Raw genomic sequence first — 14,224 nt, 5'->3', positions numbered from 1 at the left:
CATGCCTTGAGAGCCAGCTTCATGGCTCCTCGCCCTCGATGACGATCGGCGCCGTGAAGCGCGACTTCAGCGGGGTGCCGTCCGGATAATAGAAGTAGAACTCGACCCGGCGGTTGGCGGCGCGGCCCTCCTCCGTGTCGTTGTTGCCGGTCGGCTCGGCCTGGCCGCGCGAGCCGATGTGGACGCGGGCGGCGTCGATCTTGCCCTCCCCCTTGAGGAGGATCGCCTCGCGCATCTCGCGGGCGCGCTGCAGGCCGAGTTCCATGTTCTGCTCGGCCTTGCCGCGCGAATCGGTGCGGCCGATCAGCAGGACGTGGACGTCCGGGTGCTTGCCGAGCTCCTCCGCGGCCTGCTGGACCATGGGCCGGTCGTCGAAGGTGATGATGTTCGAGCCGGCGGCGAAGAAGGCCGGCGGCACCTCGGGCGGCGGCGGGTGCGAGGACGCCGTCGAGGCGCCGTGCTTGCAGGCGGCGAGGAGCAGGACCAGCGCGAGGGCGGCGCGAGGCATGGCCGGGAGGGTATCACCGCGGCCCGGTCGTGCACCCGGGCGCGGCGGGCGCTTCCGCCCCGCGCGGAGGGCACGCCGCGGCTTTCGCGGCCGGGCCGTCGCCCACGCGGTGGAACAGCGATTCCCGGAATGCGTATTGCGATTCGCAAGCGAAGCGAATCTTCGCGCATTGCGATCGATCGATTCGGCGCGCGCCGAATCGGCGGACTCGATGAACCCGACGTCATATTCGGCGACCGCGTATTCGCGCCTGGGGCCCGTCCGCGGCATGGTGGCCTCTCGGCACCAGCGGCGCGAGAGGATGATTTCCGCTGGTTCGCCGGCATTCGATCGCGCGGCGCAGATATGGCCAATGAGGCCATTCGACCTCGATGTTCAATTTAAAGAGAGTCGAGAGCACGCAATGCGCGAATAACAGTGGTCAGTTGGACTGTGTAACCTCACACATGATTGGGGGCGGTAATCGCCATTCGGGCGTCTTTGCACTTGCTTCGCATATTTTAGACGTGTATCACGGCACCGTGAACGATACACGCCCTCCCGGGGGCGTCGTCGTCATCGTCGGTCCTACCGGCGTCTGACCTCCATTGGGTCGGGCGATTCGGCTAGCCACATTTTCGAGCGTGTCTGGTGGAACGCAGTACGTCAAATCGGTCAGGTGCGGATCCGTTCTTTGTCGTGATCAGCGATGAAGGACGGCGCTCCATTGGGCCGGCGTCGCGGGTGGTGGCGAGGGGACGGGCGCGCAGCGTCCGCGCAATCGCCTCGGGGAGGATTCCATGCCCTACAATGAGTATCTCGAGATCGAGGCGCTGCAACGGCCGAGCCTGGCGGATTTTCGCGCCCGGTTCTTGGGCCCGCAGGTGCCCGTGAAGATCTCCGGGGCCATCGACGATTGGCCCGCTTTCAAGCACAACAAGTGGACGCTCGATTTCTTCGCGGCCAACTTCGGCCACGAGACCGTGGGCATCGAGCGCTTCGAGCCTGGGGAGCGGGGAGAGGGCAAGAACAGCCCCCAGGAGTACGTCAAGCACCTCAAATTCCAGGACATGAAGGTCGGCGAGCTGATCCGGATCCTCAAGGAGAAGCCCGATCACATGTACTACATGGCCCAGCACCCGTTTCGACGGTGCTTCAAGGGGCTGCGCGCCGACATCCACGAGAACCCGTACCTCCGGCACTGCATCAAGTACATCCCCGGCGCCCACATGGACTCGTACCTGTGGATCGGGCCCAGGGGGACGATGACGCCGCTCCACCAGGACCCGATGCCGAACTTCCTGATCCAGCTGACGGGTCGCAAGCTGGTGTACCTGTTCCCGCCGGAGCAGGCGCGGAAGAACCTCTATATCGGCCAGTTCGAGCGACCGTCGTTCAGCCCGGTCGACGTCGAGGCGCCGGATCTGGACGCCTGGCCGAACTACCGCGATTGTACGCCGTACCGCACGGTCATCGAGCCCGGCGAGATGTTGCACATCCCGCGCAATTGGGGGCACGCGGTGCGGTCGCTGGACATCTCGATCTCGATCTCGTCGTTTTTCATCACCTACGGCCAGCTGTTCAAGCTGCTGCCGGAGTACGTGAGCGACACGTGGAGCCGGCTGCGCGCCGGGCGGGGCTGGGATCAAGTCAACGAGCGCGCCGGGGTCAACGCCCCGCCGCGAAACGCCGACGGCCGAACATGAGCGCAGATCCACGACATCTGATGTTGGCGTTCAACGAGAACCCCGAGCCGGTCGCCCAGCCGATCCAGGCGGGTATTCAGGCCGGGGCCGAGCTCGTCAACCGCTACCCCTTCGACTCCGAGGCGCGCGTCCTCGCCGCGCTGGCGCGCTATTACGAGTGCTCGCCGGCGAACCTGGCGCTGGTGCGGGGGATCGACGAGGCCTTCGACCGGCTGAGCCACGAATTCCCGGCCATGCGATACGCCACCGCCTGGCCGGGGTTTGACGGGTACATCGGACGGATCCGGATCCACGGCTGTCGCCACCTCGAGATCCGCCTCACCGAGGAGTTCGCGCTGCACCCGGAGGACCTCGAGCGGCTGACTTCGGACGACTTCGTGTTCCTCGCCGATCCGTCGAATCCGACCGGGCGGCCGCTGTCCTCCGACGAGCTGGCGACGATCCGGGCGCGGGCCGGCAAGGTCTGCATCGACGAGACCTACGTCGACTACGCCGGCAAGAGCGCCGGCTGCCCCGCGTTCGGCGGCGGCCTGTTCGTGTTCCGCTCGTTCTCCAAGTCGTTCGGCCTCGCCGGTGCGCGGCTCGGGGCGGTGTTCGGCGAGGCCGATGTCATCGCCTCCATCAAGCGCAAGCAGTGGTACTGCAACGTCGGCGTGCTCGAGCTGCACGCGCTCGAGGCGGCGCTCGCCCACGACGGCCTGCGCGCGCGGCACGTCGAGCGCACCGTGGCCGAGCGCGAGCGCATCCGCGAGGGCCTCGCGCGCCTCGGCCTGCGCGTCTACCCCTCGGCCGGGAACTTCGTGTTGGTGAAGAACAGACCCGATCACCCCATCGACGCATTCCTCCGCGAGCGGCGGATCCGCGTCTCGAACACCGAGCGCTTCGGCCTCGCAGGCCACGTCCGCATCAGCGTCGGGCTGACGGCCGACAACGACCGATTGCTGGCGGCGATGAGCGAATACGCGGGAGGGCGCGAGCCATGACTGCAGGTGCAACACCGTCGATCGCCGAGCTGCTCGACGCCCCCTGGTTCCAGCCGGGGCTCGGCAAGACCCTCGATTACATCCGCGGCTTCGTCGGGGCCAAGGTGATCTGGCAGATGATGCAGGAGGGCGTCTTCGACGACCTCCGGGAGCAGCGGAGCCTGGAGGAGATCGCGGCCCAGCGCGGCTTCGACGCCTACCTCCTGCGCACCGTGTTCGAGTACCTCGCGGTCGAGGGCATCTTGAACAAGGACGGGCCCGCGGACGCGCCGAGCTTTCGCCTCTCCGAGTACGGCGAGCGGTTCGAGCACTACGAGGGTTGGTTCAAGATCCTCGTCGGCGGCTACGAGAACATCTTCGCCAACGTCGGCGCGATGTTGCGAAAGGGGGCCGGGGCCTACGCGCGCAACGGCAAGTGGGTCGGCACCGGGAGCTGCGAGATCTCCCAGTACGACACCATCCCCATCACCAAGGACTTCATCCGGCGCGTCAAGCCCGACGCCACCGACATCGTCGACTTCGGCTGCGGCAACGCCCTGTATCTGTGCACTTTGGCGCGCGAGCTCGGCGGCATCCGGGCCGTCGGCATCGAGCCCGACCGCGACGCCTACCAGGCGGGACTGCAGAAGATCGCCGACTTCGGGCTCGAGGGGCAGGTGCGGCTCGTCAACGTCGACGCCCTCGACTACGAGATCGAGGAGGAGCCCGACTTCATCCTCATGGGCTTCGTGCTGCAGGAGATCATCGCCCAGATCGGTCACGACGCGCTCGTCGCCTATCTCCGCCGCATGCGGACCAAGTTCGCCCGCAGCTACCTCATGGTGATGGAGGTCGATTACGACATCGACAACCGCGAGGCCATGCAGTCGCCGGTGGGGCTCGGTTACTACAACCCGTACTTTCTGCTCCACCCCTTCACGAATCAGCTGCTGCTGCCCAAACAGCGCTGGGACGAGATCTTCGCCGAGTCTGGCTACGAGATCGTCATCCGCGAGGTCACGAGCGCCAAGGCGGACCCGACCGGGTTCGGCATCTGTTACGTCCTCAAGCCCGCCGCGGAGTAGCCAGGAAGGAGCGCTGAATCATGCCAGACGCGACGCCGATCATCGTGCTTCCCTGCATCGACAACGTGCCGGGGCTGGAGGCGCTCCGCTACCTGCTTGGGCGCGAAAAGGTGCGGGTGCCGGCGGTCATCGTCCACCCCGCGCACAACGTCGTGTGCGGCGAGGAGATCGCGGCGCTGTGCGGCGAGCACGGCGTCGAGATGATCGACATCCAGACGGCGCGGGCGGAGTTCGACGCCCGGATCCGTCCGCTCGCGCCGGACTTCGTCGTCTCGATCTACTTCGACTACATCCTCGACGCGCGCTTCCTGCAGGTCGCCAGGCGCGACTCGATCAACCTCCACCCCGGTTATCTGCCCTACAACAAGGGCTTCTATTACTACGCCTGGGCCGAGCTCGACGGTACGCCGGCGGGGGTCAGCATCCACCGCATGGTCTCCGAGGTCGACGCCGGGCCTATCATCAGTCAGAGCCGCGTGCGCGTCGACAAGGCCGACACCGGCGTCGTCATCTACGACAAGCACCTGCAGGAGTCGATCCGGCTGTTTCAGGCGACCTGGCCGTCGCTGGAGGACCAGTCGTACCACGTGTTCCCGCAGCGGCACAAAGGCACCTTCAAGAAGATCGCGCAGGCCAACGCGATCCGCGAGCTCGACCCGGAGCAGCGCTACACGGCGCGGGAGTTCGTCGACCTGCTGCGCGTGTTCACCTTCGGGGAGCGCGGCGGCTGCACGATCGAGCTCGACGGCAAGCGCTACAGCGTGGCCGTGAGCCTGAACGAGGTCGGCGAGCAGACCGTGGTCATTCCCGGCACGCGGGAGCCCCTCAGGACCAAGACATCGAGGTGACGAACATGAAGCCGAAGCACATTCTCCTCGCCTACTCCGGAGGGCTCGACACCTCGGCGGGGCTCCACTTCCTCAAGCAGCACTTCGATTGCAAGGTGACCGCCTACTGCGCGGACCTCGGGCAAAAAGAGGACTGGGCGCGGATCCACGAGCGGGCTCTGGCCGCCGGCGCCGACCAGTTCGTGCTCGCCGACCTCAAGGAGACCTTCATCCGCGACTTCGTGTTTCCGGCGCTCAAGGCCAACGCGCGGTACGAGCGGACCTACCTGCTGGGCACGCCGCTGGCGCGGCCGGCGATCGTCCAGGGCCTCGTCGGCTATGCGCGTGACCACGGCGTCGACGTCCTCGCCCACGGCTGCACGCAGAAGGGCAACGACCAGGTGCGCTTCGAGCTGGCCGCGCAGTCGCTCGCGCCCGAGCTGCGGACAGTCGCGCCGTGGCGGATGTGGTCGCTCAAGTCGCGCGAGGACCTGCTCGAGTACTGCGAGCGGCACCGCGTCCCGCTCGAGCACAGCGCCGGCGACCTGCTGAGCCACGACGAGAACCTGGCCCACCGGACCACCGAGGGCGGCTACCTCGAGCACGTCGAGAACCCGTTCCGCTGGGAGCACGCGGCGTGGATCACCCCGCCGACCGAGGCCCCCGACCGCGTCGAGACCGTGCGGATCACCTACCGCGAGGGCGTGCCCGCGGCCGTCAACGGCGACGAGCTCGGCCCGGTCGAGCTCGTCCGCCGGCTCAACGAGATCGGCGGGCGCAACGGGGTCGGCCTGCAGGACATCGTCGAGAACCGCATCAACGGGCTCAAGGTCCGCGGCATCTTCGAGAACCCGGCGCTCGTCCTCCTCCACACCAGCCACGAGCACCTCGAGAAGGTCACTCTGGGCCGCGACGTCGAGCGCCTGCGCAACCTGCTGACCGACGATTACGGCGACGTGGTCTACCGCGGGCTGTGGTTCAGCGAGGAGCGGCGGGTGATGCAGGCGCTCATCGACGCCAGCCAGCGGTTCGTCAGCGGCGACGTGTGGGTCGACCTCTACAAGGGCTCGCACCGGGCCACGCGGGTGGCCTCGGAGCGCTCGCTGTACTCGCGCGACATGGTGACGCTGCACCGCGGCGAGGACATCCGCGGCGAGGACGCCACCGGGTTCCTCAACACCATCAGCATGCGGGTCCGCCTCGAGGCGACGCGGAAGGGGTGAGGTAGCGATGGACCCGGCAGACCGCTCGCACGAGAACCCCTGGTCGGGCCGCTTCGCCCGCGGCATGTCGGCGCGGCTGACCGCGTTCAACACCAGCCTGCCGATCGAGGAGCGGCTGTTCGAGTGCGACGTCGAGGGCACCAAGGCGCACGTCAGCATGCTGAACGCGGTGGGCCTGCTCGACGACGGCGAGCACCGGGCGCTGCAGCAGGCGCTCGACGAGGTCCTCGCGGAGTGGCGCGCCGGCGCGATCAAGCTGGCGCCGCGGCTCGAGGACATCCACATGAACCTCGAGGCGCTGCTGGTCGACAAGGTCGGCCAGCTCGGCAAGAAGACCCATTCGGCGCGCAGCCGCAACGACCAGCAGGCCACCGCGCAGCGGCTGTATTTCCGCCGCTCGACGCGCGCGCTGATCGACGCGATCCACGCCTGCCAGGTCGAGCTGTACGCCCATTGCCGGCGGCACGCCGACCTGATCATGCCGTCGTACACGCACCTGCAGCGGGCGGAGTTCACCCATTATGCGCACTGGCTGGCGACCTACGTCGTCATGCTCGAGCGCGACCGCAGCCGCTTCGAGGACGCCCTGCGGCGGGCCGACGAGTGCCCGCTGGGCGCCTGCGCCTCGACGGGGACCAGCCTCGGCATCGACCGGCGCCTGTCGGCCCGCCTGCTCGGCTTCTCGCGGCCGACCCGCAGCAGCATCGACGCCGTCTCCAACCGCGACTACCTGCTCGAGTTCGTCAATCACGCGGCGATCCTGATGATCACGCTGTCGCGGCTGTCCGAGGAGATCATCACCTTCAGCAGCCAGGAGTTCGGGTTCCTCGCGCTCGACGACGCGCTGTGCACCGGCAGCTCGATCATGCCGCAGAAGAAGAACCCGGACGTGCTCGAGCTCGTCCGCGGCAAGTCCGGCGTCGTCGTCGGCAACGCGACGAGCCTGCTGGTGATCTGCAAGTCGCTGCCGCTCGGCTACAACAAGGACCTGCAGGAGGACAAGACGGCGTGGTTCTCCGCGCTCGACAACTGCATGTCCTCGCTGGCGCTCATCGGCGACGTCGTCCAGACGATGACGCCGTCGGCCGAGCGCATGACCGCCGCGACCCGCAGCGGGCACATCCTCGCCACCGAGTACGCCAATTATCTGGTCAAGAAGGGCCTGCCCTTCCGCGACGCTCACCGCCTCGTCGGCGGGCTGGTCAAGCGGGCGGAAGCCGACGGCGTCGACGTCTCGGAGCTCCCGCTCGACGTCCTGCGCGACGCCAGCGAGCTGTTCGACGAGGACATCCAGGCGATGAGCGTCCGCGAGATCGCCGCGAAGAAGAACTCCGTCGGCTCCTGCGGCGACGCCGCCCTGCCGGCCCTGCTGCAGGAGCTCGGGGAGCTGCTCGACGACTACGAATCACGACGGGGGCGCGACGCAGGTTGAGAGCGCGCCCATTCACCCTTGCCATTCGATCGGAGCCGAACGTGTCTTGGTCGCTACCCGAGGGAACCGCAGCTTCCGGCGTCTCCTTTGGTTCCTTCGGGGAGCTGCTGCAGGGGGCTTTGCCTGACGGCGAGGACTTCCTCGTCACGCTGCCGATCGAGCGCCACGCGGTGGCCCACTTCTACCGCTCCGACGAGAGCGAGACGCTCGAGGTGTGCCCGCGCTGGAAGACCAAATCGCAGCGGCTGGCCCAGAGCCTGCTGCGCAAGTACGGCGAGAGCGGCGGCGGCCAGCTGTTCCTGGCCAGCGAGATCCCGTGCGGCAAGGGCCTCAGCAGCTCGTCGGCCGACCTCGTCGCCACCGCGCGGGCGATCGAGGCCCACCTCGGCTTCGAGCTGCCGGTCGACGAGCTGTGCCGCAGCCTCAGCGAGGTCGAGCCGACCGACGGGGTGATGTTCTCGGAGTCGGTGGCCTACTTCCACGTCAAGGGGGCGCTGCTCGAGCGGCTCGGCTTTCTGCCGCAGGTCGAGGTGCTGTCGCTCGACGAGGGCGGGCAGATCGAGACCCTCGAGTACCACCGGCGCGGCGCCGCTCACTATTCGCTCGAAGAGAAGCGACGGTTCCGCGAGATGCTCGACCGGATCCGCCGCGGGTTCCAGCGCGGTGACCTGCACGCGGTGGGCGAGGTGTCGACCACCAGCGCGTACGTCAATCAGCGGTTCAACCGCAAGAAGTACCTCGATTTGATGCATGCGGTGTGCGAGCAGACCGGCGGCGCGGGCCTCATCACCACGCACAGCGGGACGTGCCTCGGGATCCTGTACGACCGCACCGAGGCCGACCACGCGGCGCGCTGCGAGCGGGCCCAGGCGGAATTGCGGCCCTACGGGCAGGTCGAGGTCTACACGGCCCTCAAGGCGCCGATGCGGCCGCCGAGCACTCTGGACTGGAGCAGCTTTGACCGGACCTGAGGCACACGCGTCTCCGTTCGCGGGCAAGCGGCGCCAGCGTCCGTTCCTGCGCCGGCTGTTCTACCGCGAGGACGCCTTCGACGTGCTCGATCCGCCCGAGCTGACCGCGCTGTTCGAAGCCTTCGCCTGCGTGGTCCGCCTGCACCCCGTGATCCTCTACTGGGTGCATCGGCTCGACGCGCGCGAATATCTGGTGTCGAGCTTCCGCCACCGCTCGATGGTCAAATACTCGGAGCTCGAGGTCGTCCACGTCACTCCGGACGAGATCGGCTATTACCGGCTGCCGGGGGCCCGGATCGGCGGGGGCGGGCGGGTCGAGCCGGGGCTGTATTCGCTGGCGATCCAGGCGCCGGGCGGCCGCCGCCATTATCTGCGGATCCGCAAGTGCGACCACGGCCAGCTCCACCTCGACGAGGTGTGCGAGCGCCCCGAACGCGACGCCGCGTCGTTCCAGTCGTTCCCGCGTCACACCCTCGATCGCAGCAAGTTCGCCGCCGAGATGGCGACGCTCGTCGAGCGCGGCCTCGAGTGGGACTACCAGCGCGCGCTGCTCGGCGAGCCCGATCCGTTCACCGAGGCCGAATGGGGCGAGATGACCCGCAAGTGCGCGGGGCTGAGCCCGAGGATCGACGCCTTCCTCGCCGAGATCCGCCGGCGCGACCGTTCGCGGAGGGTCAGCACATGAACGCCAAGATCTTTGACAACAGGTCGAGCTCGCTGTGCGACCCGTCGCTGATCGGCCTGGGGCCGAACCTGGTGGTGGCGTCGTTTCGCCTGATGAAGATCCTGCCGGCCAAGTACATCATCGAACGCGGGATCGCGCGCGGGGAGATCCACCGCGACGTGCCGATCGTGGAGAGCTCGAGCGGGACGTTCGCGCTGGGGATCGGGATCGTCTGCGCGGAGAAGGGGATCCCGTTCCACATCGTCAGCGACGCGGCGATCGACGACCGGCTCGAGGAGCTGCTGCAACACCTCGGCGGCAAGGTGCAGATCGTCGGCTCGGGGCTCGGCACCGACAACAACATCCAGGTGATGCGCCTCGAGGCGCTGCAGGAGCTCATCCGCGACAACCCGCGCACGTTCTGGACGCGACAGTACGACAACCTCGACAACCAGCGGGCCTACCGCGAGTTCGCCGAGCAGCTGCTGAACACGCTCGGCACCGACATCGTGGTGGTGGCGACCGTCGGCTCGGGCGGGTCGTCGTGCGGGACGATCAAGACGCTGCGAGAGATCGATCCGTCGATCAAGCTGGTCGGGGTCGACACGTTCGGCAGCGTGCTGTTCGGCCTGCCGGTGGGCAAGCGCAAGCTGCGTGGCTTGGGTAATTCGATCCACCCGGGCAACCTCGATCACTCGTGCTTCGACGAGGTCCACTGGGTCTCGGCCGGTGATGCGTTCGCGTGGACGCGCCGGCTCCACAGCGAGTTCGGCCTGTTCTGCGGCCCGACCTCGGGCGCGGCGTATCAGGTGGCGCGGTGGCTGCACGCGCCCGGGAAGACCGTGGTGTTCCTCGCGCCGGACGAGGGCTATCGCTACATGGACACTGTGTTCAATCGGCAGTGGTTGGCCGCCAACGAGTTCGACCGCGTGGTGCCGACCGAGGCGCCGACGCGGGTGAGCCACCCGGCGCAGGCGAGCGGGCCGTGGGCCTATATCGAGTGGGATCGGCGGACTCTGGCGGAGGTGACCGGTCAGCCTCACCTCGTGGTCCCGGTGATGGAGCAGCTCGGTCGGAGGCCCTCGTGGTGAGCGCGACGCCCTCGCGCGGTGAGAACGGGAGCTTCGTTTTCATCGAGAGCAACACCACGGGCACGGGGCAGCTGTGCCTGCGACGCGCGCGCGAGCGGGGCTTTCGCGTGCTGTTCCTGAGCGCGCGGCCGGAGCTCTACCCCTATTTGTCGGCGGAGATGGTGGCCCCGCACGTGGTCGACACCGGCGACGTCGCGGCGATCTGCCGCCTGCTCGCGCAGCAGGGCGACGTCGTCGGGGTGATGTCGACGTCGGAGTACTTCATCGAGACCGCGGCGCAGGTCGCCGCTCGCCTGTCGCTCCCGGGGCCGGACGTCGAGGGCGTGCGCAACTGTCGCGACAAGGGCCGGCTCGCGCGAGCGCTCGAGCGGGCCGGCGTGAACGCGCCCGAGACCTTCCAGGTCGACGCGCCGGCGCTGCTCGAGCAGCTGGCGCCGAAGCTGAAGTTCCCGGTGGTGGTCAAGCCGATCTTCGGCTCCGGCAGCGTCGGCGTGCGCCTGGTGGCCACCGCGGCCGAGCTGCTGGCAGTGGGCAGGAAGATGCTGGGCGAGCCGCGCAACGAACGCGGCATCGCGGTGCCGCCGGACATCCTGATCCAGGCGTTTCTACCCGGCGAGGAATTCTCCGTCGAGGTGTTCAGCGTCGGCGGTCGCGACCACGTCGTCGGCATCACCAAGAAGCACCTCGGGGCAGCGCCGTTCTTCGTCGAGATGGGCCACGACTTCCCCGCTCGCGTCGGCCCGGCGACCGGGCGCGCGCTGCAATCATTGGTGACGGAGGCGCTGCGCGCCGTCGGCTACCGCGCGGGCCCGTCCCACGTCGAGTGCCGCTTGGGCAGCGACGGTCGGCCCGCGATCATCGAGATCAACCCGCGCCTGGCCGGCGGGATGATCCCGAAGGTCGTCGAGATGGCGATCGGCGTCGACCTCCTGGGCGCGGTCGTCGACTTCTTCGCCGGCCGCGAGGTCGAGCTGACGCCGGTGCGCGAGCGCTGCGCTGCGATCCGCTTCTTCGCCGCCGAGCGAGCGGGCGTGGTCGAGGCGCTGCACTCGCCGCTCGGCGAGCCGCGGACCGACGACGTGGAGGCGGTGTTCGCCGCGCTCAAGCCGGTCGGGACGCACGTCGAGCCGCAGGGCGACTTCCGCGACCGCCTGGCCTACGTCATCGCCGCCAGCGAGCGCCCGGAGGTGCTGGACCAGGCGCTGCGGTCGATGCTCGCGCACGAGGTGGTGCAGCTGAGCGCGCCGCGAGCGGGCGACGAGGTCGCATCCGCAAGCTGCTCACGCCCGAGGCGCTCGAGATCGTCCGCAAGCTGCCGCCGCCGACCGAGCGCATCGCCGAGCTCGAGCGCCTCGCGGCCATCGACGAGGCGCACCTGCTCATGCTGGTCGAGGCGAGCATCCTCGACGCGGCCGCGGTCGCGCCGGTGTTGACGGAGATCGCGGCGATGCGGGCCGCTCGCTTCGCGGAGCTCGTCGACCGGCAGGCGCCGCGGGGCATCTATTCGCTGTACGAGCAGGCGCTGATCGCCCGGCTCGGGCCGCAGGTCGCCGGCGCAGTCCACACAGCGCGCTCGCGCAACGACATCCACGCGTGCCTGTTCAAGCTCGAGGCGCGCGAGTGGTTGACGCACACCTTCCGCGCGCTGTGGCGCCTGCGGGCCGCGCTGCTGGCCAAGGCCGCGGACACGTTGGACGTGGTCCTGCCGGTGTATAGCCAATTCCAGCCGGGCCAGCCCGGGGTGCTCGCGTATTACTTGTGGTCGCTGGACGCCGCGCTGGCGCGCGACCAGCAGGCGCTCGCGCAGCTCTTCGACGATCTGCAGGTGTGCCCGTTGGGGGCAGGCGCCGGGGCGGGGACCGACTTTCCCATCCGCCCGCAGGTCACTGCGGAGCTGCTCGGCTTCTCGGCGAGCCACCGCAGCGCGCTCGATGCAGTCGCCAGCCGCGACCTCGCCCTGCGCCTGCTCGGCGCCTGGGCGGTGTGCAGCACGAACCTCAGCCGCCTCGCCCAGGACCTGCAGCTCTGGACAATGGCGGACGTCGGCCTGTTCGGGCTGCCGGACGAGCTGGCCGGCGGCTCGTCGCTGATGCCGCAGAAGAAGAACCCGTACCTGCTCGAGATCGTCAAGGGCAAGCTGGTGGCGCTGCCGAGCGCGCTGGGCTTCGCGCTGCACGCGATGCAGAAGACGCCCTTCAGCAACGCGATCGAGGTCGGCACCGAGGGCGTGTCGCAGTGCGGAGCGTCGGCGACTGCGCTGGCGGACAGCTGCGATCTGCTGCGCCTGATGATCGAGGGCCTGACGCCGCGGCCGGGTCGCGGCGAGGCGCTCGCGCGGCGCGGCGTGGTGGTAGCGACCCAGGTCGCCAACGCCCTGGTGCGCGCGGGACAGATGACGTTTCACGAGGCTCATCGCGCGGTCGGCTCGCGCATCGCCGGCGCCATCGACGATGGCGGCGATCCGCTGGCGGCGCTGGCGGGGCTGACCCAAGAGACATTCGCCGACGTCGGCGCCGCGGCCCGGGCGCTGCGTCACGGCGGCGGCCCGGGCGTGGTCGGCGAGCAGCTCGGCGAGGCTCGCGGCGCGCTGCGGCGGGACGCCGACGAGTTTCACCGGCGGAGCTCGAGCTGGAGCGTCGCGGAGCGCCGGCGCAGCGCGGCGGTCCAGGCCTTGATCGCGCGAGTCACTGACCCGGGCGCGGGAGGATCCGATGATTGACATGCTCAGCGACACGGTGACCCAGCCGACCGCGGCGATGCGCCAGGCGATGTTCAACGCCGAGGTCGGCGACGCCTGTTACGGCGAGGACCCGACCGTGACGCGGCTCGAGGCGCTGGCGGCGGAGATGCTCGGCAAGGAGGACGCGGCGCTGGTGTGCAGCGGGACGCAGGGCAACCTGACCGCGCTGCTCGCCCACTGCCCGCGCGGCCACGAGGTCATCCTCGGCGACCGCACCGATCTCTACGACTTCGAGGCCGGCAGCGTCTCGGTCGTCGGCGGCCTGCCGCTGCACCCGGTCGCCACGCAGCTCGACGGGACCCTGGCGCTGGCCGATCTGCGGGCGGCGATCCGCGATCGCTCGGATCATCAATGCGCGCCGGCGGGGGTGCTCGTGCTCGAGAACCCGCACTGCCAGATGGGCGGGCGCGTGCTGCCGGCGGCCTACGTCGCAGCAGTGCGGGCGCTGGCAGACGAGCACGGCCTGCCGATTCACCTCGACGGGGCGCGCCTGTTCAACGCCGCGGTAGCGACGGGGCGCAGCGCGGCGGAGCTGGCCCGCGACGCCGATTCGGTGCAGTTCTGCCTGTCGAAGGGGCTGGCGGCGCCGTTCGGCTCGATGGTGTGCGGCCGCCGGGCCTTCATCGATCGGGTCAAGCGCTACCGCAAGCTGCTCGGCGGCGGCCTGCGCCAGGCCGGAGTCATGGCGAGCGCGGGGATCGTCGCGCTCTCGACGATGGTCGAGCGGCTGGCGGAGGACCATCGGCGCGCGGCCCGGTTGGCAGAGCTGCTGCGCGAGGTCCCCGGCGTCCGCCTCACGCCGCCGGTGATCGAGACCAACATGCTCTTCTTTCGCGTCGAGCGCGACGACCTGTCGACCGCGGACTTCCTGGCACTGCTGTCGCGCCGCGGCGTGCGAATGGGGACCCTGCGCGACGGCGTGGTCCGGGCCGTCGTCCACTACATGATCGGCGACGAGGACGTCAAGGCCGCCGCCGCCGCGGTCCGCTCGATCTTGTCGGCCGGAGCCCACCGCTAGCGCTGCGCCGAGGAGCCC

Annotated in this window: 13 protein-coding genes; 12 read left to right on the top strand and 1 reads right to left on the bottom strand. The window is 69.2% G+C overall.

The features are described from left to right. Nucleotides 1–19: 19 nt before the first annotated feature. Nucleotides 20–508 carry an OmpA family protein gene (locus OV090_RS46455; protein ID WP_267711488.1) on the bottom strand — a complete coding sequence of 163 codons (489 nt, stop codon included), beginning with the start codon at nucleotides 506–508 and terminating at the stop codon, nucleotides 20–22. A 779-nt stretch (nucleotides 509–1,287) separates the two neighbouring features. Between OV090_RS46455 and OV090_RS46450 the strand changes: the two genes are divergently transcribed. Genes OV090_RS46450 through OV090_RS46395 form a run of 12 tightly spaced genes read left to right on the top strand, consistent with a single transcriptional unit; the run spans nucleotide 1,288 to nucleotide 14,206 of the window. Then, a complete protein-coding gene (locus OV090_RS46450) occupies nucleotides 1,288–2,193 on the top strand; it encodes a cupin-like domain-containing protein (protein WP_267711487.1) in 906 nt (301 codons plus the stop codon). Nucleotides 2,194–2,213: 20 nt separating this feature from the next. Beyond that, complete coding sequence (locus OV090_RS46445) at nucleotides 2,214–3,176, top strand: histidinol-phosphate transaminase (protein WP_267711486.1); 963 nt, start codon at nucleotides 2,214–2,216, stop codon at nucleotides 3,174–3,176. Continuing rightward, nucleotides 3,173–4,240 carry a hypothetical protein gene (locus tag OV090_RS46440; protein ID WP_267711485.1) on the top strand — a complete coding sequence of 356 codons (1,068 nt, stop codon included), beginning with the start codon at nucleotides 3,173–3,175 and terminating at the stop codon, nucleotides 4,238–4,240. Before OV090_RS46445 ends, OV090_RS46440 begins: the two co-directional genes overlap by 4 nt. Before the next feature lie 20 nt (nucleotides 4,241–4,260). After that, nucleotides 4,261–5,088, top strand: coding sequence for a formyltransferase family protein (locus OV090_RS46435; RefSeq protein WP_267711484.1), 828 nt, complete (start codon nucleotides 4,261–4,263; stop codon nucleotides 5,086–5,088). A 5-nt stretch (nucleotides 5,089–5,093) separates the two neighbouring features. Further along, nucleotides 5,094–6,290, top strand: a complete 1,197-nt coding sequence (locus OV090_RS46430) for an argininosuccinate synthase (RefSeq protein ID WP_267711483.1) — start codon at nucleotides 5,094–5,096, stop codon at nucleotides 6,288–6,290. A gap of 7 nt (nucleotides 6,291–6,297) precedes the next feature. After that, a complete protein-coding gene (gene argH / locus OV090_RS46425) occupies nucleotides 6,298–7,722 on the top strand; it encodes an argininosuccinate lyase (RefSeq protein ID WP_267711482.1) in 1,425 nt (474 codons plus the stop codon). A 41-nt stretch (nucleotides 7,723–7,763) separates the two neighbouring features. Then, a complete protein-coding gene (locus OV090_RS46420) occupies nucleotides 7,764–8,693 on the top strand; it encodes a hypothetical protein (RefSeq protein ID WP_267711481.1) in 930 nt (309 codons plus the stop codon). Next, nucleotides 8,680–9,378, top strand: a complete 699-nt coding sequence (locus OV090_RS46415; protein ID WP_267711480.1) for a hypothetical protein — start codon at nucleotides 8,680–8,682, stop codon at nucleotides 9,376–9,378. Before OV090_RS46420 ends, OV090_RS46415 begins: the two co-directional genes overlap by 14 nt. Then, a complete protein-coding gene (locus tag OV090_RS46410; RefSeq protein WP_267711479.1) occupies nucleotides 9,375–10,448 on the top strand; it encodes a cysteine synthase family protein in 1,074 nt (357 codons plus the stop codon). The genes OV090_RS46415 and OV090_RS46410 overlap by 4 nt, the downstream gene beginning before the upstream one ends. Then, nucleotides 10,445–11,881: an ATP-grasp domain-containing protein gene (locus OV090_RS46405; RefSeq protein ID WP_267711478.1), complete on the top strand. Its 1,437-nt coding sequence runs from the start codon at nucleotides 10,445–10,447 to the stop codon at nucleotides 11,879–11,881. The genes OV090_RS46410 and OV090_RS46405 overlap by 4 nt, the downstream gene beginning before the upstream one ends. Then, nucleotides 11,830–13,167 (top strand): lyase family protein, encoded by a 1,338-nt coding sequence (locus tag OV090_RS46400; protein ID WP_267711477.1) that lies wholly within the window; start codon nucleotides 11,830–11,832, stop codon nucleotides 13,165–13,167. The genes OV090_RS46405 and OV090_RS46400 overlap by 52 nt, the downstream gene beginning before the upstream one ends. Continuing rightward, nucleotides 13,160–14,206 (top strand): GntG family PLP-dependent aldolase, encoded by a 1,047-nt coding sequence (locus OV090_RS46395; protein WP_346660421.1) that lies wholly within the window; start codon nucleotides 13,160–13,162, stop codon nucleotides 14,204–14,206. Before OV090_RS46400 ends, OV090_RS46395 begins: the two co-directional genes overlap by 8 nt. Nucleotides 14,207–14,224: the final 18 nt, after the last annotated feature.

Origin of the sequence: Nannocystis sp. RBIL2 (genome assembly GCF_026626745.1) — a bacterium.
Taxonomy (GTDB): Bacteria; Myxococcota_A; Polyangia; order Nannocystales; family Nannocystaceae; genus Nannocystis.
The sequence above is the reverse complement of the archived record's forward strand: the minus strand, read 5'-3'. Positions and strand labels throughout refer to the sequence as shown.

Excerpts from the sequence above, each read along its gene's own strand:
- OV090_RS46455 (WP_267711488.1), bottom strand. The coding sequence starts at position 508 with ATGCCTCGCGCCGCCCTCGCGCTGGTCCTGCTCCTCGCCGCCTGCAAG.
- OV090_RS46450 (WP_267711487.1), top strand. The coding sequence starts at position 1,288 with ATGCCCTACAATGAGTATCTCGAGATCGAGGCGCTGCAACGGCCGAGC.
- OV090_RS46445 (WP_267711486.1), top strand. The coding sequence starts at position 2,214 with ATGTTGGCGTTCAACGAGAACCCCGAGCCGGTCGCCCAGCCGATCCAG.
- OV090_RS46440 (WP_267711485.1), top strand. The coding sequence starts at position 3,173 with ATGACTGCAGGTGCAACACCGTCGATCGCCGAGCTGCTCGACGCCCCC.
- OV090_RS46435 (WP_267711484.1), top strand. The coding sequence starts at position 4,261 with ATGCCAGACGCGACGCCGATCATCGTGCTTCCCTGCATCGACAACGTG.
- OV090_RS46430 (WP_267711483.1), top strand. The coding sequence starts at position 5,094 with ATGAAGCCGAAGCACATTCTCCTCGCCTACTCCGGAGGGCTCGACACC.
- argH (WP_267711482.1), top strand. The coding sequence starts at position 6,298 with ATGGACCCGGCAGACCGCTCGCACGAGAACCCCTGGTCGGGCCGCTTC.
- OV090_RS46410 (WP_267711479.1), top strand. The coding sequence starts at position 9,375 with ATGAACGCCAAGATCTTTGACAACAGGTCGAGCTCGCTGTGCGACCCG.
- OV090_RS46400 (WP_267711477.1), top strand. The coding sequence starts at position 11,830 with ATGCTGGTCGAGGCGAGCATCCTCGACGCGGCCGCGGTCGCGCCGGTG.
- OV090_RS46395 (WP_346660421.1), top strand. The coding sequence starts at position 13,160 with ATGATTGACATGCTCAGCGACACGGTGACCCAGCCGACCGCGGCGATG.